This window comes from Blautia glucerasea (genome assembly GCF_013304385.1).
Classification (GTDB): Bacteria; Bacillota; Clostridia; order Lachnospirales; family Lachnospiraceae; genus Blautia_A; species Blautia_A ammoniilytica.
The window spans coordinates 1-20,236 of the sequence record NZ_JAAITU010000012.1; the positions used below are offsets into that span (position 1 = coordinate 1).

Here is a 20,236-nt window from a genome sequence, read left to right on the forward strand (position 1 = left end):
CAGTACGTAACCTGAAGATTTCTGCAGGTGCCGGCTTCATCGTAGCACTTACCGGCGAGATCATGACCATGCCAGGACTTCCCAAGGTACCGGCTGCTGAGAAGATCGATGTAGACGAAACAGGAAAGATCACCGGATTATTCTAAGGTCAAAATGAAATAATTTGGGAATATTCTAAAGGCAAAGGAGAACAAAAAGATGGGTTTTTCAACCAGTACATGTACTGAATTCGTGGAAGTATTAGCTTCCAAGGCTCCGGTTCCAGGCGGCGGCGGAGCATCAGCCCTTGTGGGAGCTGTTGGTACAGCTCTTGGCAACATGGTAGGCAGTCTTACTGTAGGCAAGAAGAAATATGCAGATGTAGAAGAGGAAATGTGGGAGCTGAAAGGGAAATGTGATCAGCTTCAGAAAGATTTCCTTCGTCTGATCGAGCGTGATGCAGAGGTTTTTGAGCCATTATCAAAAGCTTACGGCATGCCCAAAGAGACAGAAGAAGAGAAGGCTGAGAAAGCAAGAGTTATGGCCATCGTATTAAAGGATGCCTGCTCTGTACCTATGGAGATCATGGAAAAATGCTGTGAGGCACTGGATCTGATCAAAGAGTTTGCAGCAAAAGGTTCCAAGCTGGCGATCAGCGATGCCGGTGTTGCAGCTACCTTCTGTAAGGCAGCTTTAAAAGGGGCAAGCTTGAATGTGTATATCAATACAAAATCCATGGCTGACCGTGCATATGCAGAAGAGCTGAACGCAAAAGCCGATGCAATGCTTGAGAAATATACAAAGCTTGCAGATGAGACTTTTGACAGTGTGCTTGCCAGACTGAAATAATTTATAATTATTTATATAATATAAGGAGATAATCAAAATGGCTAAACAGTTATTAGGTAAAGAAGTAACTGCTGCATTAAATGAGCGTATTAAAGCAGATGTGGCAGCTCTTCAGGCAAAAGGTGTAAATCCTACTCTGTGCATTATCCGTGTAGGTGAGAATCCAAGTGATATTTCCTACGAGAGAGGCGCAACAAAAAGGTGTGAAACTCTTGGAGTTGCATGTGAGAAGATCCTTCTTCCGGAGGATGTGGCTCAGGAAGAATTGCTGAAAGTGATCGATGATGTAAACAAAAATGACAAGATCCATGGCGTTCTGTTATTCCGTCCTCTTCCAAAGCATCTGGATCAGGCAGTGATCGAGAACGCACTTGCACCGGAGAAAGATGTTGACTGTATGACAGATCTTTCCATGTCAGGTGTATTTACAGGCAAGAAGCTTGGCTTCCCGCCATGTACACCACAGGCATGCATGGAGATCCTGGATCATTATGGTATTGACTGCACAGGCAAGAAAGCAGTTGTGATCGGAAGAAGCCTTGTTGTTGGAAAACCGGCAGCTATGATGCTTGTAAAGAAAAATGCAACGGTTACCATTTGTCATACAAGAACCGTAGATATGCCGTCTGTGGCAAGAGAAGCAGATATCATTATCGTTGCAGCAGGCCGTGCAGGTGTTGTTGGCGCTGAGTATGTAAGAGAAGGTCAGACCATTATTGATGTAGGTATTAACGTAAATGCAGAAGGAAAGCTTTGCGGAGACGTTGACTACCCGGCTGTTGAGCCAATCGTAGATGCCATCACACCGGTTCCTGGCGGAGTTGGAAGCGTGACTACTTCTGTACTTGTAGGACATGTTGTAGAAGCAGCAATGAGAAAAACAAAATAAAAGAATAGATCGAAGCCTTTTTGCATAAATATGTAACAAGATACCAGGATTGTGGAAGCGGATAGTACAAAGCAATCCGCAGGTGTTATCTCAGTCGAGAAGACTCCCACCTCTTTCAGGTGGTGAGTAACAGCAAGTTCGTCTCAGTGGGAGTCCAATCTCCGACTGAGATAAACGCTCCGCGAGGATGCGCAGTGATTCTGTAAAGAATATGTCAGCTTACGCTGACCAGAATCACGCGCCAAGTCTCGCGGCTGCTCGACTTGAACTTGGGGGCATTTGCCCCCGGCATTATAACAGTACATGGGACTGTGTGTGAATGATTTGTGCAAGGGGGCTTTTTCTATGGAAAATTTTCAGGTGTACCGGGATATCCAGGCCAGGACCGGCGGAGATATATACATAGGGGTCGTAGGACCTGTCCGCACTGGAAAATCCACATTTATACGAAGGTTTATGGAACTGGTGGCACTTCCCGGAATGGAGGAGAAAAAGCAGGCAGAAGTACGGGATCAGCTGCCATTAAGCGGAATAGGTAAAATGATCACCACTGTGGAGCCTAAATTTATTCCAAAGGACGCAGTGGAAGTTACACTGGAAGGAGATCAGAAGGTAAGGGTACGGCTGATCGACTGTGTAGGATTTCTGGTAAAAGATGCTTCCGGCCATATTGAGGACGGTAAAGAGCGAATGGTAAAAACACCATGGTTTTCAAAGCCGATTCCCTTCCATGAAGCAGCAGAAGAGGGTACCAGAAAGGTGATCCAGCAGCATTCTACCATTGGACTTGTGGTCACTGCTGACGGAAGCTTTGGGGAGATCCCAAGGGAAAACTTCCGGGAAGCAGAAGAAGCTGCCGTTAAAGAATTGAAAAATCAGGGCAAACCGTTCCTGGTGATCCTGAATTCCCAGATGCCATATAAAGAAGAAACCATAAGGCTTGCAAAAGATCTTAAGGAGAAGTATCAGACAGCCGTTGTGCCTGCCAATTGTGAACAGCTGCGGAAAGAAGACATTACCAGAATACTGGAAAAAATACTGTATGAATTTCCAGTTAGTGAGGTGAGTTTTTTTATCCCCAAATGGGTTGAAATGCTGCCATTAGATCATCCGGTAAAAAGCCAGATCCTGGCACAGATCCGGGAGTTGATGAAAAAGATGACTCATATCCGTGATCTGTGTGGAGGCATTCATCTGGATGGGCCTTATGTAAGAGATACATTTCTGGAAGAATGCAGCCTTTCCAACGGAAAGGTATCTATACGGGTAGATGTGGATGATAAATATTACTATCAGATGTTAAGTGAGCTTTGCAAGGTTCCCCTGGAAAGCCAGTATGATTTGGTTAATACCATGAAAGAGCTTTCCGGCATGAGGGAAGAATATGTAAAAGTAAAAGAAGCACTGGAATCAGTACGCAGCTGCGGCTACGGGGTGGTAGTGCCTCAGCTTTCAGAAATCCGTCTGGAAGAACCGGCTGTGATCCGTCAGGGAAACAAATACGGGGTAAAGATCAGGTCTAAAAGCCCATCCATCCATATGATCCGGGCAGAGATCGAAACCGAGATCGCCCCCATCGTAGGAACTGAGCAGCAGGCAAAGGATCTGATCACCTATATTGGCGATAATGCATCCGGTGAAGATGGGATCTGGGAAACAAATATATTCGGCAAATCCATTGAACAACTGGTGCAGGATGGTATTCGCAGTAAGATTTCTTCTATCAGTCAGGAAAGTCAGTTAAAGCTGCAGGACACCATGCAGAAGATCGTCAACGACAGCAAAGGCGGAATTGTCTGCATTATTATATAAAGGCTTTTCTCTGTGTGGCACGCCCCTAGCGGGGGGCGTGTTTTTTTGCCCATGCAGACAGAAATTCCATTTGTTCTCTGTCTGACAGAAGCTGGGAATCCAGGTCATTGCCGGCTGCAAGGCAGCAGCACAGTACCAGGGACTGCAGCAGAAAGAATAGAAAAAGAAACACTAGCATGCATATACCTCCTGAAAAATTCAAGTCGAGCAGCCTGACAGAATCTGACTGTGATAAGCAGGTGACAGTTACAAATATTACTATTCATAGGATTTATTTCTAAGGGTTTCCTTTTCAGCATTTTTTATACATATGATACAGAAACAGGTGATTAAATACAAGAGTAATATAGTACACAATAAATTTACAACCAGTATAGACTTTGAGAAAACCCTGTGCTATAATTCATAAAAGATATGCCATGGTTTGCTGTTTATTGCTTTATGCCAGGCATTCTGTAATCGATAACTAAATTTTCAGGAGGGAAATGAACATGAAAAAGTTCAGCAAGAAACTTGCAGTATTGGTTCTGGTACTGTGCATGGTGTTTGGGACACTGGTACCTGTATCTGCTGCGACCCGTACATCCAAGGCTGACAAGCAGCTTCAGACTGCAGTTACCAAGGTGATGAAGAACCGTAAGATCACATCTTCCACATCCAAGACAGTAGCACTTAACAGAGTGTTTACTTATGTATCAAAGCTTAAATATGGCAGAGCACCCCTTGGATTCAAGCCTGCCACAACTAAGAAATGGGAGATTAATTTTGCAAAGCAGATGCTGAAATCCAGAAGAGGAAGCTGTTATCATTATGCTGCAGCTCTTGCATTCTGTGCAAAGAAAGCAACCGGATATCCGGTACGTATTGGCTTTGGTACCAGCAACTTCATTAAGAAGACCAACTGGCAGCCTCATGCATGGGTTGAAGTGAAGATCGGGCGCACCTGGTATGTTTATGATGCCAATGCAGCAGCTGTAGCATCCAAGCAGAAGATCAATGGTACCAAATGGTCCAAGGTTAAGCTTTCTACAGTGAAGAATAAAAAATACAAACCGACAAATTACATTAACGTGGAGATCTAAAAGATGGTTTTCAGTTCTATGATTTTTTTGTGTATTTTTTTGCCGGTAACCTTTGGTCTGCATCTCCTTCTTCCGGGGATGCGGGCCAAAAATATGTTACTGGTTATTGCCAGTCTCCTTTTCTATGCATATGGAGAGCCGGTTTATGTACTGCTTCTTATAGGGTCATCCTTTTTTAATTATCTGTTTGCCTGGCTTGTAGAGCGGGATCCGGGTCACAAAAAGGTTTGGGTCGTGGCAGCTGTGCTTGCCAATCTTGCAGTTCTTATCATTTTCAAATACACAGGATTTTTAATCAGTTCATTTAATTCTATTACAGGTGCGGCAGTTCCAGTACCGCAGATACGTATGCCTATCGGTATTTCATTTTTTACTTTCCAGGCATTGTCTTATGTGATCGATGTATACCGCGGTACCACAAAGGCACAGAAGAATTTTGGCAAGGTACTTCTCTATGTATCCTTTTTCCCGCAGCTGATCGCAGGACCTATAGTAAAATACCATGACATAGAGGTTGAGGTAAATACAAGGACTCAGACACTGGAGGGAACCTTTACAGGGATCCGCAGGTTTGCAGCAGGTCTTTGTAAAAAGGTTCTGATCGCCAATACCATGGGACTTGTGGCAGATAACCTTTTCGGGGCGGCAGCGTCTCAGATCAATATCCTGGGAGCATGGGCAGGTGCCATTTCCTATATGCTGCAGATTTATTTTGATTTCAGCGGATACAGTGATATGGCTATCGGTCTTGGATGGATGTTTGGTTTTCATTTCAAAGAGAACTTCAATTATCCTTATATCAGCAGCAGCATTAAAGAGTTCTGGAGAAGATGGCATATTTCTCTTTCCGGATGGTTCAAGGAATATTTGTACATACCCCTTGGCGGCAACCGTAAGGGTCGCACCAGGACAGTGATCAACAAGATGATTGTATTTCTGGCTACCGGTATATGGCACGGGGCAGCCATCAACTTCCTTTTCTGGGGTGTTTATCACGGCTTGTTCCTTATGCTGGAAGAGTATGTACCAGCCATTGTGAAAAAGGGTGGTAAGGTAAAAGGCTTTTTCCAGCATATATATGCTCTGCTGGTAGTGTGCATCGGATTTGTATTTTTTAGGGCAGAAACTATGGGACAGGGCGTTTTCTGGCTTAAGCAGATGTTTACAGGATTTTCTTTTTCAACATCCGCTGTAAGCCTTGTACTTCAGCAACTGACACCGGTTTATCTGGTAACACTGGTGTGTGCGGTTATTGCAGCTACCCCTGTAAATGCTTCCCTGAAGAAATGCAGGGGCTATGAGGTGCTTGTTTCCCTGCTTAGCTTTGCAGGACTTCTTCTTTGCATTTTAAGTCTTGCTGGCGGTACCTATAATCCATTTATTTATTTCCGTTTCTAGGAGGACATGACAAATGAAGAAAAGTAAAATATTATACAGTATTCTGTTTTTTGGAATCTGTCTTGTTCCTTCTGTGGGCATGTTTTTTACCCACCAGGAAAGCTCTTCAGAGAACCGTACCCTGGCAGAATTTCCTTCCTTCAAGACAGAGGATGGAAGCATTAATTTTGACTGGCTTTCCCAGGCAGGAGACTACTTCCAGGATCATTTTGCATTCCGTAATGAGCTGGTTACAGCCAATGCTGTGGTAAATGGCAAAGTTCTTGGCGTATCCACCGCGTCCGGTGTGATCCAGGGTACTGACGGATGGCTTTATTATAAGGATTCCCTTTCTGATTATCTGGGCACAGACCCGCTTTCTGAGAGAAGCCTTTTTAATATTGCACATACTCTTTCCATGATGCAGACCTATCTGGAAGGAAGAAATGTGGATTTTCTTTTTACAGTTGCACCAAATAAAAATTCGCTGTATGATGAACATATGCCTTACTATGATAAGGTAAAGGTTTCAGATGAGAAGAATCTGGACAGGCTGGTACCCTGGCTTTCCAGTGAAGGCGTCCATTACGCAGATCTGTACCATATGCTTTTGTCACAGGATGAAACTTTGTATCATAAGAGGGATTCCCATTGGAATAATAAAGGAGCTGCCATGGCTTCAGACCTGCTTTTGGATACTCTTGAAAAGGAGCATGATTCCTGGGACGAGGAGCCATATCAGGTACGTACAGACTTTGAAGGGGATCTGGATACTATGCTGTATCCCTCCATGCCTCAGCTTGAGGATGAGGTTTATTATGACCGTCAGACCACCTATGCGTATGTAGGAGAGGTGGGCAGCAATTTTGATCCTAAGATCACTACTGTCAATCCGGTGAAATCCGATAGTCTGGTGATGTACAGGGATTCTTTTGGAAATGCACTGCTGCCTTTTATGGCAGATGCTTATGCCAATGCATATTTTTCAAGAGGTATCCCATATCAGCTTAGTGATATTGATACCACAGGGGCAGATACAGTTGTTGTGGAGAGGGCAGAAAGATTCCTGCCTGAGATGGCTGCGTCAGCACCGGTGATGGCCGGACCGGCGGTTGTACCGGAAAGCCTGCTGAACCAGGATGCTGAGGACGGAGCCACTGATCTGGCATCTAAGAACGTTGGAACTATGGTACAGATCACAGGAAGGATCAAGCCGGAATATCTGGATACAGATACCCAGATCTATCTGCGGATCAATCAGGCTGGTGTATATGAAGCCTTCCCTGTAGATGTGAAGCTGGAGGACGGCACACTGGATGATGGAGGCTTTTGTCTGTATCTTTATTCTGCATCACTGGCTCCGGGCGAAAACAACCTGGAGGTTGTGACCAAGGACGACCAGGGATATCATATTATTTACAGTCACACATTTGAGCCTGCAGCATAGGGCTTCAAAGGATTAAGCCTGCAAAAAAAGGCTCTAAAGGAGGAACAAATCATGAAGATGAAAAGCGTGAAAGCATTTTTAAGTATTATGACAGCTGCTTCCCTTGCAGTTTCTGCACCGGCAGCCGTATTTGCTGAGGACGCAGCAGCACAGGAAGCGGAGGCACAGGACAGTGATGGAGAAGCAACCGCAGAGGATTTTACGATTGCCTTTGACGGAGGAGAGTTATCAGTAACCAATCAGACAACACAGACCATCAAAGAGGCAAAGCTTGTAGAAGCTGCAGCAGATGACAGCGAAGAAGCAGATAACAGCGAAGAAACTGCAGATGCTTCCAAAGAAGCAAAGATGGATCTTGTGCTTACAGAGGAAGATGGTACAGAGCATACTTTCCAGGATGTAACTGTAGACAAATGGAAAGATGCAGTCCTTGTGAATTCCTATGAATTTCTGTACATCAATTATAAGGATGAAAGCGGCAAGGATCAGGAAGCGGCAGAGACTGCAGACGAGCGTACCTTTGATGAGCCTATCACCATGTACGTATCTGCCAATGTGCATGTACGTAAAGAGGCTGACAAGGAGTCTGAATCCTTAAAGGTTGCAGCACTTGGCGATGAATTTAAAGTGATTGCAGCAGTTCCGGGATGGTTCAAGGTAGAGAATGGGGATGATACAGGCTATGTATTCCACAGCTATCTGACAGAGGACAAGGCAGCGGTAGATGCACTGGTAAAAGCAAAACAGGAAGCAGATGCAGCAGCAGCTCAGGCAGCCGCAGCGGCAGCAGCTCAGGCAGCACAACAGCAGGCAGCCGCAGCGGCAGCACAGCCGGCTCAGAAAACAGAAGTAAGCAGGCAGGCATATGATGACTGCGATGGAAGCGGGCACGGATATTATGAAATCACCTGGTCTGACGGAAGTGTGACATATGAGAACTATTGATTTTCACAGAAGCTTGAAGAGATGTTTTATGGTACTTTGCGGGGCAGTTCTTCTGCCCCTTGGTGCCGGCCAGGTTTATGCTTCAGAAGAAGCTCCCCAGGAAACCGTTTCCCAGGAAACACCTGTAGTAAAGAAGGGCCTTTTAAAAGAAGGCAGATACTACTGCTATTACAAAAAAGGAAAAAAAATCCGGAACCGGTGGGTGAATATTGGCTCTAACCGTTACTTCTTTAATGCGAAGGGTCATGCAGTGACAAACAGCATGAAAAGAGGCCGGTATGTGTATGTATTTAATCTGGAAGGTAAGCTGATGCGCCCTAAGAAGCCATCTGTTGTAAAGGTGGGACAGAACCTGTACTATGTGGACCGCAAGGGTCACGCCATTGTGGGCTGGTTTGTGCTGAACAACCGTCTTTACAGAGGTGATCCTAAAGGCAGGCTGTGTAAGAACCGTGTATATGACGGAATTACCTTTGGGAAGAAAGGCTATGCAGTAAACGATACCAATTCCCAGCTGAAGATGCAGACCATGAAGATCTTGTCCAGGATCACAAATGACAGCATGACCAGTTATCAGAAACTGAATGCCTGCTGGAATTATGTGGTAAATAATGTTTATTATTATGGATGGTATCCGGGCACTGCAGCAGGATGGCAGAGAAGGTGTGCATTAAATACACTGGCTACCAGCAGAGGAAACTGTTATGGTTATGCCTGTGCTTTTGCAGCTCTTGCAAAAGAAGCCGGATTTAGCCCTAAGGTGGTAGCCGGCCGTGTTTCCGGTACAAGAGACGGCGCCGGAGATGGTATGACCCGCCATTGCTGGGTGATCATTAACGGAGCTTATTATGATCCGGAAGCCCATGCAGCAGGCTGGTATCGAGGAGTATACGGCAGCGGCAGCTATAATATTAACCATCAGATCAGCCAGATCGTGGATTTCTGACAGATCAGGTAAGACTTTCAAAAGCATCTGAGAAAATTTTTATAAAGATTTTAAAAAGCATCCAGGGAGTTTTCTTCCTGGGTGTTTTTTTAGATAGTAATGGACATGGATCCCTGCTTGCAGAAAGTGGTTCTAAGATAATCGTTCAAAATTTGGAAGAAAATTCGATTGATTATGTTCGTTTCTTGGAGTAGAATATAAATGAAAAATTTTAACTTGCTGCGAGTGACTTTAGACATCGAAAAAGAGGTTCCGTATGGATTTCATGACGATTAAGCAGGCTTCTGAAAAATGGGGAATCTGCACAAGGAGAGTACAGACATTATGCACGGAAGGGCGAATTGATGGTGCCGAGCGTTTAGGCCATCAGTGGGTCATTCCTATTAACGCCGAAAAGCCGAAGGATGCCAGAATCAAAAGCGGCAGATACATTAAAACAAAATCCGGAAATGGAGAGAACGAAGATGGAAAGAAAACCGTATAGTGCCGGAGCCGTGAAATTTTCGTTCTGGTTCATGGAATTTCGGAAAACCGTGCAGCTTTTGAGTGAGGGTAAGAGCTTTGCAGACATTAAAAAGTTGAATGAAGAGACAAACATTTATGGCGCACCGACAAAACTACGAGCGCAGCAGATTTATTCTACCGTAACAGCCCGTATCAAGACATTAGATGAAAGCTTTTACCCAATCTTTCTGAGCAGTGATCTTGCTACACAAAAATTATTTGTGCTGACTGCGGCTCTTTTGCATGACACGCTGTTCTTTGATTTCGTGTATGAAGTAGTGCGGGAAAAAATGATTCTTGGTTCCGACGAGCTGACGGATGCAGATATCCGGATATTCTTCAAAAATAAGCAGGAACAGAGTGAGAAAGTGGCTTCTCTTCAAGACTATACGCTGCACCGCCTCGGCTCCTGCTATAAAACGCAGCTTTATGAAGCTGGGATTTTAGAAAGCAACCGGGCAAACAGCACAAGAAAAATACTGAAGCCAATTCTTGATATTGCATTTGAGCATTGGCTTTATGACCATGACCTTGGCATCATGGTAAAAACACTGACGGGGGTAAGATGAAATGGACAAGGTGAATTTCTCCGCAGGAGAAAGAGAGGGTGGCCTGGGCCATTTAAGCCAAAGACTGGATGAGATGGAGCTTGCAATCCATAAGCCATCTTTCCGAAAAGGAACAGGCCGTGCAAATGAGGTCAACTATTGGGTGTTTGATTATCCACCGGAAAAGGAACTGGAAGTTCGGGAGCGTGTAGAGTATCTGAAAAATAAGAACGACCGGGGCGATGATGATTTTGAGCTTGTGGTCTTTGACCTGTATGATATCATCATTGACTTTTTGGAAAAGAAAAACTTCATGGAAAAGTGCTATGACTTTGAAAAAAAGCGAGGAATCGAGCGTATCGTCAAGGCAGTGACCAACTCCATGAAGGTAAATGACGATGACAGCCTGATCGTGCAATATATCAAAGAACATACGCCGGAGAATGCTGTTGTGTTCCTGACCGGTATCGGCAAGTGCTATCCGATTTTGCGCTCCCACAAGGTGCTTAACAACTTGCACCAGGCGTTTGTGCGCTGCCCGGTCGTGATGTTCTTTCCGGGAACTTATAATGAGCAGGAGCTGATCCTGTTCAATGAGATTAAAGACGATAACTATTACCGGGCATTCCGACTGGTAAAGTAATGGATGGAGGAAACTGTTATGCAGATCAAGGACATGTTCCGAAAGAAAATTGACCGTGAGATACAGGGCGTTATCATTGTTGGTCAGGGTGAAGAAACGAATGTAGCGCAGGAGCTGGAAGAGTATGTTGTGACCCGTGAGCTTCAGCGTCATTTTGCAGATTTCTTTGCAGCATATAAAAAAGGTATTCAGGGAACCACACCGAAAATGGGTGTCTGGATTTCCGGCTTCTTTGGAAGTGGTAAATCTCATTTCCTGAAAATTTTGTCCTATCTGCTTCAGAATAAACAGGTCGGAGACAAACATGCCATCGACTACTTTATCGAAGATCAGAAGATTACCAATCAAATGGTGCTGGCAGATATGCAGCTGGCAGCAAACACCCCATCGGACGTAATTCTTTTCAACATTGATTCCAAAAGCGATTCTAATGGCAAGGAGAATAAAGATGCCATTGTGAACGTATTCCTGAAGGTTTTCAATGAGATGCAGGGCTTCTGCGGTTCCATGCCGCACCTTGCTGACCTGGAGCGCAGGCTTTCCGAGGAAGGTCGTTTTGAAGAGTTTAAGGAAAAGTTTGAAGAAGAGTATGGCGATCCGTGGGAAAGCTCTCGTCAGGACTTCGATTTCATTCAGGATTCCGTTGTCAATGTTCTTTCTGACATGGATTTCATGAGCGAATCGGCTGCCCGTAACTGGTGTGAGAAAGCAACCGAGAGCTACCAGATCAGCATTGAGGATTTTGCCAAGCGTGTGAAGTCCTATATTGATAAAAAAGGTAACAACCACCATGTTGTTTTCCTTGTAGATGAGATCGGTCAGTACATTGGTGATGATTCCAAGCTGATGTTGAACCTTCAGACAGTGACGGAAGAACTGGGCAAGGAATGCATGGGTAAGGCTTGGGTAATCGTAACGAGCCAGCAGGATATCGACTCCATTACCAAGGTGAAGGGTAACGACTTTTCCAAGATTCAGGGACGTTTCGATACACGCCTTTCTCTGTCCTCTGCCAATGTAGACGCTGTTATCAAAAAGCGTATTCTGGATAAGACTGAGACCGCAGCACAGAGCCTGCGTCTGCTCTATGACCAGAAAGCAACCATTATCAAAAATCTGATTGTCTTCAATGACGGTGTGGAGAAAAAATTGTACGCCAACGCTGAAGATTTTGCAGAGGTTTATCCTTTTGTTCCGTACCAGTTTAATTTGCTTGCAAGTGTACTGACCAGCATCCGTACCCACGGTGCATCCGGCAAGCACCTGTCCGAAGGTGAACGTTCCATGCTGGCTCTGTTCAAAGAGTCTGCCATGCAGCTGATGGACGATGAGATGGGGGCAATCGTGCCGTTCTATCGGTTCTATGATGCATTGGAGAACTTCCTCGACCACAGCCACAGCAGCGTGATTATCCGCGCTTATGATAACAGCTATATCAACCCGGAAAATAAGGAAAAAGATGTCTTTGCGATCAATGTGTTGAAGACCCTTTTCCTGATTAAATATGTTCTGGAGATCGAAGCCAACGTGGACAACATCGTCAGCCTGATGATTACCAACATTGACGATGATCGCATCTCTCTGAAAGCACAGGTGGAAGATGCACTGAAAGTGCTGATGCGCCAGATGCTGATCCAGAAGAATGGCTCCATCTATGTATTCCTGACCGATGAAGAACAGGAAATTAACAACGAAATCGAAAAAGAAAATGTAGAGATGCCGGAGGTCATCACGAAGATTGCGGAGATGATCTATGAGGACATTTTCTCCAGCAAGAAGTATCAGTACCCCAGCTTTGGTGGGCGGTATGCGTTCTCCTTCAATCAGACAGTGGATGACCGCCCCTATAAGGCAAACCAGAATTACGATATCGGCCTCCGTGTGCTGACCCCATGGTATGAGGGCGGCACCGATGATGGTACGCTGCGCCTGCTCTCCGGCCAGGGCAAGGAAGTCCTTGTGGTTCTGCCGAACGATGATGCGTTCCTGACGGAAATGCGGGCATACTTGAAAATTGAGCGGTTCCTGCGCAAGAATACTTCTGTGCAGCTTGCCAAGTATGAGACCATTAAGGAAGCAAAGCGCGTGGAGATGCGGGAACGCAACGGTAACGCCAAGCTTTATCTGACGGAAGCTCTGAAAGAGGCTACCATCTATGTCAATGGCGATGTGCTGCACACTTCCGGCAAGGAAGTGACCAGCCGCATCAACGAGGCAATCGGAAGATTGGTGCAGACGGTTTACCACAAGCTGTCCTACATTGACGCAGCGATGGGCGAAGCAGACATCCGGAAGATGTTCAAGACCAGCAATCAGCTGTCACTGGCACTGGGAGATACCGGAGAATCCAATGTTCACGCGCTGGATGATGTGCTGCAATTCGTGGCGGGCAATTCCCGGATGCACATGAAAACTTCTATGAAAACCATCAAGGATCGCTTTATGAAAGCACCCTATGGCTTTGTAGAAGATGATATCCATTGGCTGGTGGCACGGCTTTTTAAGCGTGGAGACCTGTCCTTTACGGTCAACGGTGAGAGCGTCAATCTGAACAACCGTTCCGAGGAAGAAATCATCGGCTACATCACGAAGAAGCAGTTTGTGGATAAGCTGCTGACGGAAGTGCGCGTCCGTGTGCCGGAAAACCAGAAAAAGGCCGTCCGCACCGTGATGAAAGAGCTGTTCAAGGTGGCACCGCCTGCCGATGACGAAGATACCATCATGAAGAACTTCCAGCACTACTGTGAGAATCGGATCACCGAGATTGAGCGGATGGAACCGAAATATGAGAATTACACCTATCCCGGAAAAGAACTTCTAGAAAAGGGCAAGAAGCGGCTTTCCGCACTAGTACAGATTCAGGCACCGCTTGAATTCTTTAAGACTGTATTTGACGAGCAGGACGATCTGATGGATTTTGGCGAAGACTATGAGCCTATCCGAGATTTCTTTGGCAGTGAACAGCTGACTATCTTCACTCGTGCGCTGGATATGCTGAATATCTACGAGGACAGTAAGACCTACATCGTGGATGCAGAACTGGAAGACGTGGTGGCTAAGATGCGTACCATCGTCCGGATGGCGAAGCCCTACAAGGAGATTCCGAAGCTGCCGGAGCTGCGCGAGAAGTTTATGAACTGCTATATGCGCATTCTGGAAGAGCAGGCAGAGCCGGTCAAGGATTCCATCAATCAGGATCGGAACCGTGTCTTTGAAGTGCTGAACACCAAGCCCTATAAGGATGCAAAGTTTAACCGTTATCTGGAACTCTTTAAGGAGATCATGGACGGTGCGGAGCACTGCAACAATGTCTCCACTCTGCGCAGCTATGCAGATAAGGCGGAGGCACTGAAGCTGCGCCTGCTCAACGAGATGAACGCAGAGGACATTCGCCTTGTGCAGGAAGCAGCAGCAAAGGCCGAGGCAGAGCGCAAGCGTCAGGAAGAAGAGGCGAAAAAGCGCGGCGAGACCGTGAAACCGGAAGAAAAGGTGGCAGAACCACAGCCGGTATATAAGGTGCGCACCACGAAGAATGTTTCCATCAAGACGGTTGCCAAGACTGCTTCGTGGCGGCTGGAGAGCAAGGATGATGTTGATAAATACCTTGCTGCATTGCGCGAAAACCTGCTGAAAGAGATGGACGAAGACACAATCGTCAACATTGAACTGTAAAGGAGGAATCTTTTTGTCAATAAGTCAAATTGAAAGTAAGATAAAGTCATTGCAGTCTGAAATTACACGGTTAAATAAAGCGTATACAGATGAGGCTAAAAAGGAATGCGGATATTTAACATCAGCTAGTAGGACGCAAAAATCAATAACAAAGAATACTTCGCCGAGTATGTTAAAGACAAAGTTGAAATCAATATCATCCGATAGTGAAAAAGCGGAGAAGTCAAGAAAGAAGCAGGCAGAACTGCAAGAGAAAGCGGCGAAAAAGAAGACAGAGTTGGCAAAACAGCAGGCTCTGTTACAGAAGGAACAGGATAAAGTATTTCAGGAAATGACCAAAAGGCAGAATGAGGCTTTGAATAATCAACGGAAATTAGTTGAGGAGACAGAAAAAATGCAGGAGGAGATTGGAACGAAAGAATATGATTTCTTTATTTCCCATGCATGGGAAGATAAAGAAACCGTAGCAAAACCGCTTGCGGATGCTCTTATAGCTAAGGGCGCAAAGGTGTGGTTAGATAAGTACGCCATGCAAGTTGGGGATAGTTTGCGTCAGTCCATTGATGATGGTTTAGTGCATTCACGGTATGGTATTGTTGTACTATCGGAAATTTATTTCAAAAAATTTTGGACAGGAAAAGAATTGAATGGCCTTTTTGCAAAACAGGAAGAGGGAAGAAAAGTGATTCTTCCGGTTTGGCACAATGTGTCAAAAGATACGGTCAAGCAATATAGCCCGATTCTGGCAGATATGGTGGCGTTGAAGACAGCAGACTTTACGATAGATGAGCTGGCAGAGCAGTTTATCCAGCTTATTCAATAAGAGGAATAGAAAATGAACAAGACAGCCATAAAGAATTTTGCGATCTGGGCGCGGAATAAGCTGATTGCAGATGTCAGCTATGATGCTCGCCTGATCGGTATTAGGTCGGAGGGCATTGCAAAGCCGTTGCCGCAGAGCTTCGGCGGCACTCAGTTCTTCGATATCGGCACCGCAGAACCGTATTCGATTTCCGGCGAGGCCGTGCGGCAGCGTGACAAGCTGATAGAGGTCATCCAGCAGAAGGAAAAGGATACCGACTACAAAACCGCATATCAGTATGTGATCGAGGAGGTTGCCTATACATGGTTCAATCGCCTGATCGCGATCCGTTTCATGGAGGTCAACGACTATCTGCCTTCCCATATTCGAGTGCTTTCTTCCGAGAGCGGAAAGCTGGAGCCGGATCTGGTCACAACACCGTTTGACGCAGAGCTTCCCTTCACTGCGGAGGAAGAAGCTCAGATTTTCCAGCTGAAGCAGGACAATAAGCTGGACGAAGTGTTCCGCATCCTGTTCCTGAAACAGTGCAACGCCCTGAACGAGATTTTGCCTGCGCTGTTTGAAAAGACAAAGAACTACACCGAGCTGCTGCTCAGCCTGTCCGTTATCGACCAGGATGGTGTAGTCTATCACCTGATTCACGATATCCCGGAGGATGACTTCAGCATTGAGCGTGGTGGTCAGGTGGAAATCATCGGCTGGTTGTACCAGTATTACAACACTGAGCCGAAGGCCGCTGCCTTTGCCAAGAACGGTAAGATTACCAAAGAGGAAATCCCTGCCGTGACCCAGCTGTTTACCCCGGACTGGATCGTTCGTTACATGGTGGAAAACAGCCTTGGCCGTCTGTGGGTGGAAGGACACCCGGACTGCGGCCTGAAAGAAAACTGGAAATACTATCTGGAAGAAGCACAGCAGGAGCCGGAGGTACAGGCAAAACTCTCGGAAATTCGTAAAGAGTACGCTGCCCTGAACCCGGAAGATATCAAGCTCATTGACCCCTGCATGGGTTCCGGTCATATCCTGGTATATGCTTTTGATGTGCTGATGCAGATTTACGAGAGTGCCGGCTACAGCCAGCGTGATGCTGCAAAGAGCATTCTGGAACACAACATCTACGGTCTGGATATTGATGATCGTGCCTATCAGTTGGCGTACTTTGCCGTGATGATGAAAGCACGGCAGTACAACCGCCGTATCCTCAACGGAGAAAACACCTGCCATGTCTATGCCATTCAGGAGAGCAACAGCATCAACCGTGCGCACCTGAAATATTTTGGTGCAGGGATGGACGATATCGAGAAGAACGCGGCTAAGATGCAGTTGGAAGGTCTGCTGGACACCCTGACCGATGCCAAGGAATACGGCTCCATCCTCAATGTGGAGAACTATAACTGGGATTTGCTGCGCCGGTTTGTGGCAGCGGAGGACACCGACGGCCAGATCAGCATGGACAGCGTGGGTGTGGAAGATACCGCCGAACAGCTGAACCGGCTCATTGACATTGGCGAGACAATGGCACGGAAATATTGGGTTACCTGTACGAATCCGCCCTATGCAGTTACTGCGAATCTTAGTGCAGAAGTCAACAATTACATTAAAGATAATTATTCGGACAGTAAATCGGACTTGTTTGCGGTTTTTATTGAGCGTTGTCATCAGCAAACAGTAAGAAATGGGTTTCAGGCAATGATTACTCAGCATAGTTGGATGTTTCTGTCAAGCTTTGAAAAACTGCGCGAAAAGATGATGCTGACCGAAACTATCAATATGGCACATCTTGGTGCAAGAGCATTTGAAGAGATTGGTGGGGAGGTTGTACAAACCACGACATTCGTTCGGTGGTCTAATAGCCTAAAAAAATACAAGGGAACATACTGTAGATTGACTGATGGCGTTTCTCAGCAAGCTAAAGAAAAAATGTATCTTTCTGGTGAAAACCGTTACCATGTAGAGCAAACTGCTTTTTCAAAAATTCCGGGGAAGCCGGTGGCATATTGGGCAAGTGATAAAATGTTGGCGATGTATGATTCGGGAAGAACGCTTGGCTCTGAGTATAAAACGATAACAGGGTCTTCAACTGGAGAAAATGCAACATTCCTAAAATTATGGCAAGAAGTGTCGTCGAAAAAAATAGGTTTTAATATAAGCTCAATATATAATGGATACGGTTATAAATGGATTCCATGTAACAAAGGTGGATCCTTTAGAAGATGGTATGGCAACCAAGAATATTTAATTAACTGGGAGAATGATGGGATAGAATTAAAGGCCTTTGCAACTAAGAAGAACAACGGAAAACACTGGTCGAGATTTTTGAAAAGCTTGGATTGCTTTTACCATGAGGGAGTTTCATGGTCAAAAGTATCAACAGGAGATTTTTCATGTAGGTATATGCCGGAAGGTTTTATTATGGAGTCTGCGGCATGTGCGATTATGCCAAGCCATGAAGATGTGTTTTTTATGTTGGCGTTAATGAATACTAAAATAACGCAGGCCGTCTTAAAAATGAAAAATCCAACAATAAATATGCAAACAGGGGACATTATTGCTGTTCCCATTGCAGATGTTGGTAATAAGAAAAAGAATATCAATGAACTGACACAAGATAATATTGCAAAATCGAAGGAAGAATGGGACTCTTTCGAGGAATCTTGGGACTTTAAGAAGCATCCATTGCTCCGCAATGTCTCCACGATTTCCGAAGCCTTTATCCAGTGGCAGGCGGAATGTGATGACCGTTTTAACCAGCTGAAAGCCAACGAGGAAGAGTTGAATCGCATTTTTATTGACATTTACGGCTTGCAGGACGAGCTGACCCCAGAAGTGGAAGATAAAGATGTGACCGTGCGCAAGGCGGATTTGCAGCGGGACATCAAGAGCCTGCTCAGCTATGCCGTGGGCTGTATGTTTGGCCGCTACTCGCTGGATGTGGAGGGGCTTGCCTATGCAGGCGGCGAGTGGGACGGCAGCAAATACCAGAGCTATATTCCGGATGCTGATAATGTCATCCCCATCACCGATGAAGAATATCTGGACGATGATATCGTATCGCGCCTGTGTGCATGGCTGAAAGCGGTTTACGGTGCCGATACGCTGGAAGCAAACCTGGATTACATCGCAAAAGCTCTTGGCAATAAGGGCAGCACCAGCCGGGAGATCATCCGCAACTACTTCCTAAACGATTTTTTCAAGGATCACTGCCAGACTTACTCTGTTACCGGTTCCGGCAAGCGTCCGATCTACTGGCTGTTTGACAGTGGCAAGCAGAACGGCTTCAAGGCACTGGTTTACCTGCACCGCTATACGCCGGATACCATTGGTAACCTGCGTATCGACTACCTGCACAAGATGCAGCGCGTATATGAATCCGAGATCAACCGGATGCAGGATATGATGGATCACAGCGAGAATGCCCGCGAGGTGGCAGCAGCCTCTAAGCGCAAAGATAAACTTGCCAAGCAGCTGAAGGAATGCCGAGAATATGATGAGAAGATCAGCCATCTGGCACTTTCACGTATCGAGCTTGACCTCGATGACGGCGTAAAGGTCAACTACCGTAAGCTCCAGACTGCACAGGACGGCAAGTTCTATGAGGTTCTGGCGGACAGCAAGAACATCATGGCGAAGCAACGAGGAAAAGTGTGACCGTGCTTGCACGAGTCGCACCTTGACGAGTGCCGACATCGAGGCGACAGCCGAGATGGTGAAAGAAAAGAAATAAGAGGAACAGGAGGCGTTTGCAATGATTTTGTACCACGGAAGCAATGTTATCGTAGAACAGCCGAAACTTATCCGGCAAAATCGCTATCTGGACTTCGGTTTTGGATTTTACACCACCACTAACCGCGATCAGGCAGTGAACTTCGCTCAAAAGGTCACTGACCGCCGCAAAACAGGAGCCGCTACGCTCAATATTTATTCCGTAGAGGAAGCTGTGGCTTTCAAGGAGTGCAGCTTGCTGCGCTTTGATAGCCCAGATGAAGCATGGTTGGATTTTGTAGCTGAGAACCGTCAGGGAACCTATCAGGGAAAGCAACATGACCTGATTTATGGTGCTGTGGCAAATGATGATGTGTACCGCACCATTACCCTGTATATGACCGGAGTGTTGGATAAGGAACAGACACTGGCGGCACTCAAGATTCGGAAATTGTTCAACCAGCTGGTGTTTGCAACTGAGAAGTCCCTGCAATATTTGCATTTTGAAGGGAGGGAGCTTGTATGAACGAAGATCAGTTCAGCGCAATGCTTGCAATCATTGTGCCGCCCATCATCGAACAGATTACCAAAAACAGCAATGTGGATGATGAAAAAGCGATTTCCCGCTTTTATCAGTCCAAGCTCTATCAGGAACTTTCGGATGAAAAATCAAAATTGTGGCATTACAGCCCGATGACGCTGTATACCATGTATCAAGATGAACTTCTGACAGGCTCCTATGATTACCCGGAGGAGGCGTGAGCGATGAGCAAAGAATCCAATTTTTTGATTTATTGCATGGAGCGGTACCGTCATTTCAAAGGGCTTTCCGGTGCAGATGTGGCAAAGACTTTTGAAGAGTATGGCATCTATGGGTATATCACAAAGTATTTTGAATCACTGCACACAATGGGGGACCATTGCATCGTGCAGGATATTGACGATTATATTAGCAGCATCACAGGCAATAAACGGATCAAGGCGTAACTGCCTGTATGATATTCCCCAAAGGGCGGAA

Annotated in this window: 19 protein-coding genes; 18 read left to right on the forward strand and 1 reads right to left on the reverse strand. The window is 45.8% G+C overall.

Annotation, left to right across the window (positions count from 1 at the left end; genetic code table 11):
- The 4 genes from G5B11_RS06500 to spoIVA all read left to right on the forward strand — a co-directional run.
- Nucleotides 1-146, forward strand: a 146-nt coding sequence (locus G5B11_RS06500) for a formate--tetrahydrofolate ligase (RefSeq protein ID WP_173727283.1), incomplete at its 5' end; no start/stop codon positions are given.
- A gap of 52 nt (nt 147-198) precedes the next feature.
- The gene (locus tag G5B11_RS06505; RefSeq protein ID WP_158420436.1) at nt 199-828 is read left to right on the forward strand and encodes a cyclodeaminase/cyclohydrolase family protein; all 630 of its coding nucleotides are present in this window, start codon (nt 199-201) and stop codon (nt 826-828) included.
- Nucleotides 829-865: 37 nt separating this feature from the next.
- Nucleotides 866-1,717 (forward strand): bifunctional 5,10-methylenetetrahydrofolate dehydrogenase/5,10-methenyltetrahydrofolate cyclohydrolase, encoded by an 852-nt coding sequence (locus G5B11_RS06510; protein WP_158420435.1) that lies wholly within the window; start codon nt 866-868, stop codon nt 1,715-1,717.
- A gap of 345 nt (nt 1,718-2,062) precedes the next feature.
- The gene (gene spoIVA, locus G5B11_RS06515) at nt 2,063-3,529 is read left to right on the forward strand and encodes a stage IV sporulation protein A (protein ID WP_173727284.1); all 1,467 of its coding nucleotides are present in this window, start codon (nt 2,063-2,065) and stop codon (nt 3,527-3,529) included.
- A gap of 25 nt (nt 3,530-3,554) precedes the next feature.
- Here the strand turns inward: spoIVA and G5B11_RS06520 are convergent, their stop codons facing one another.
- Nucleotides 3,555-3,707, reverse strand: coding sequence for a hypothetical protein (locus G5B11_RS06520; RefSeq protein WP_173727285.1), 153 nt, complete (start codon nt 3,705-3,707; stop codon nt 3,555-3,557).
- 313 nt (nt 3,708-4,020) lie between these two features.
- Here G5B11_RS06520 and G5B11_RS06525 point away from each other — a divergent pair, with 313 nt between their 5' ends.
- The 14 genes from G5B11_RS06525 (at nt 4,021) to G5B11_RS06590 (ending at nt 20,205) form a co-directional block, all read left to right on the forward strand.
- Nucleotides 4,021-4,611 carry a transglutaminase domain-containing protein gene (locus tag G5B11_RS06525; RefSeq protein ID WP_173727286.1) on the forward strand — a complete coding sequence of 197 codons (591 nt, stop codon included), beginning with the start codon at nt 4,021-4,023 and terminating at the stop codon, nt 4,609-4,611.
- 93 nt (nt 4,612-4,704) lie between these two features.
- Entirely contained in the window at nt 4,705-6,009 is a 1,305-nt protein-coding gene (locus G5B11_RS06530) for an MBOAT family O-acyltransferase (protein WP_330603086.1), read from the forward strand.
- Between the two features lie 13 nt (nt 6,010-6,022).
- Complete coding sequence (locus G5B11_RS06535) at nt 6,023-7,435, forward strand: alginate O-acetyltransferase AlgX-related protein (protein ID WP_173727288.1); 1,413 nt, start codon at nt 6,023-6,025, stop codon at nt 7,433-7,435.
- A 51-nt stretch (nt 7,436-7,486) separates the two neighbouring features.
- Nucleotides 7,487-8,380 (forward strand): SH3 domain-containing protein, encoded by an 894-nt coding sequence (locus G5B11_RS06540; RefSeq protein WP_173727289.1) that lies wholly within the window; start codon nt 7,487-7,489, stop codon nt 8,378-8,380.
- Nucleotides 8,367-9,326 carry a transglutaminase-like domain-containing protein gene (locus tag G5B11_RS06545; protein ID WP_173727290.1) on the forward strand — a complete coding sequence of 320 codons (960 nt, stop codon included), beginning with the start codon at nt 8,367-8,369 and terminating at the stop codon, nt 9,324-9,326. The genes G5B11_RS06540 and G5B11_RS06545 overlap by 14 nt, the downstream gene beginning before the upstream one ends.
- 256 nt (nt 9,327-9,582) lie before the next feature.
- Nucleotides 9,583-9,810: a helix-turn-helix domain-containing protein gene (locus G5B11_RS06550; RefSeq protein ID WP_002576387.1), complete on the forward strand. Its 228-nt coding sequence runs from the start codon at nt 9,583-9,585 to the stop codon at nt 9,808-9,810.
- The gene (locus G5B11_RS06555; protein WP_173727291.1) at nt 9,791-10,399 is read left to right on the forward strand and encodes a DUF1819 family protein; all 609 of its coding nucleotides are present in this window, start codon (nt 9,791-9,793) and stop codon (nt 10,397-10,399) included. The genes G5B11_RS06550 and G5B11_RS06555 overlap by 20 nt, the downstream gene beginning before the upstream one ends.
- 1 nt (nt 10,400) lies before the next feature.
- Nucleotides 10,401-11,021 carry a DUF1788 domain-containing protein gene (locus G5B11_RS06560; RefSeq protein ID WP_173727292.1) on the forward strand — a complete coding sequence of 207 codons (621 nt, stop codon included), beginning with the start codon at nt 10,401-10,403 and terminating at the stop codon, nt 11,019-11,021.
- An 18-nt stretch (nt 11,022-11,039) separates the two neighbouring features.
- Nucleotides 11,040-14,693 (forward strand): BREX system P-loop protein BrxC, encoded by a 3,654-nt coding sequence (gene brxC / locus G5B11_RS06565; RefSeq protein ID WP_173727293.1) that lies wholly within the window; start codon nt 11,040-11,042, stop codon nt 14,691-14,693.
- Nucleotides 14,683-15,516, forward strand: a complete 834-nt coding sequence (locus G5B11_RS06570; RefSeq protein ID WP_244092936.1) for a toll/interleukin-1 receptor domain-containing protein — start codon at nt 14,683-14,685, stop codon at nt 15,514-15,516. Before brxC ends, G5B11_RS06570 begins: the two co-directional genes overlap by 11 nt.
- Nucleotides 15,517-15,528: 12 nt before the next feature.
- A complete protein-coding gene (gene pglX / locus G5B11_RS06575) occupies nt 15,529-19,164 on the forward strand; it encodes a BREX-1 system adenine-specific DNA-methyltransferase PglX (protein WP_173727294.1) in 3,636 nt (1,211 codons plus the stop codon).
- 97 nt (nt 19,165-19,261) lie between these two features.
- Nucleotides 19,262-19,744, forward strand: coding sequence for a DUF3990 domain-containing protein (locus G5B11_RS06580; protein ID WP_013274275.1), 483 nt, complete (start codon nt 19,262-19,264; stop codon nt 19,742-19,744).
- Nucleotides 19,741-19,980, forward strand: coding sequence for a hypothetical protein (locus G5B11_RS06585; protein ID WP_005539002.1), 240 nt, complete (start codon nt 19,741-19,743; stop codon nt 19,978-19,980). Before G5B11_RS06580 ends, G5B11_RS06585 begins: the two co-directional genes overlap by 4 nt.
- A gap of 3 nt (nt 19,981-19,983) precedes the next feature.
- Nucleotides 19,984-20,205 (forward strand): DUF3791 domain-containing protein, encoded by a 222-nt coding sequence (locus G5B11_RS06590; protein ID WP_013274273.1) that lies wholly within the window; start codon nt 19,984-19,986, stop codon nt 20,203-20,205.
- Nucleotides 20,206-20,236: the final 31 nt, after the last annotated feature.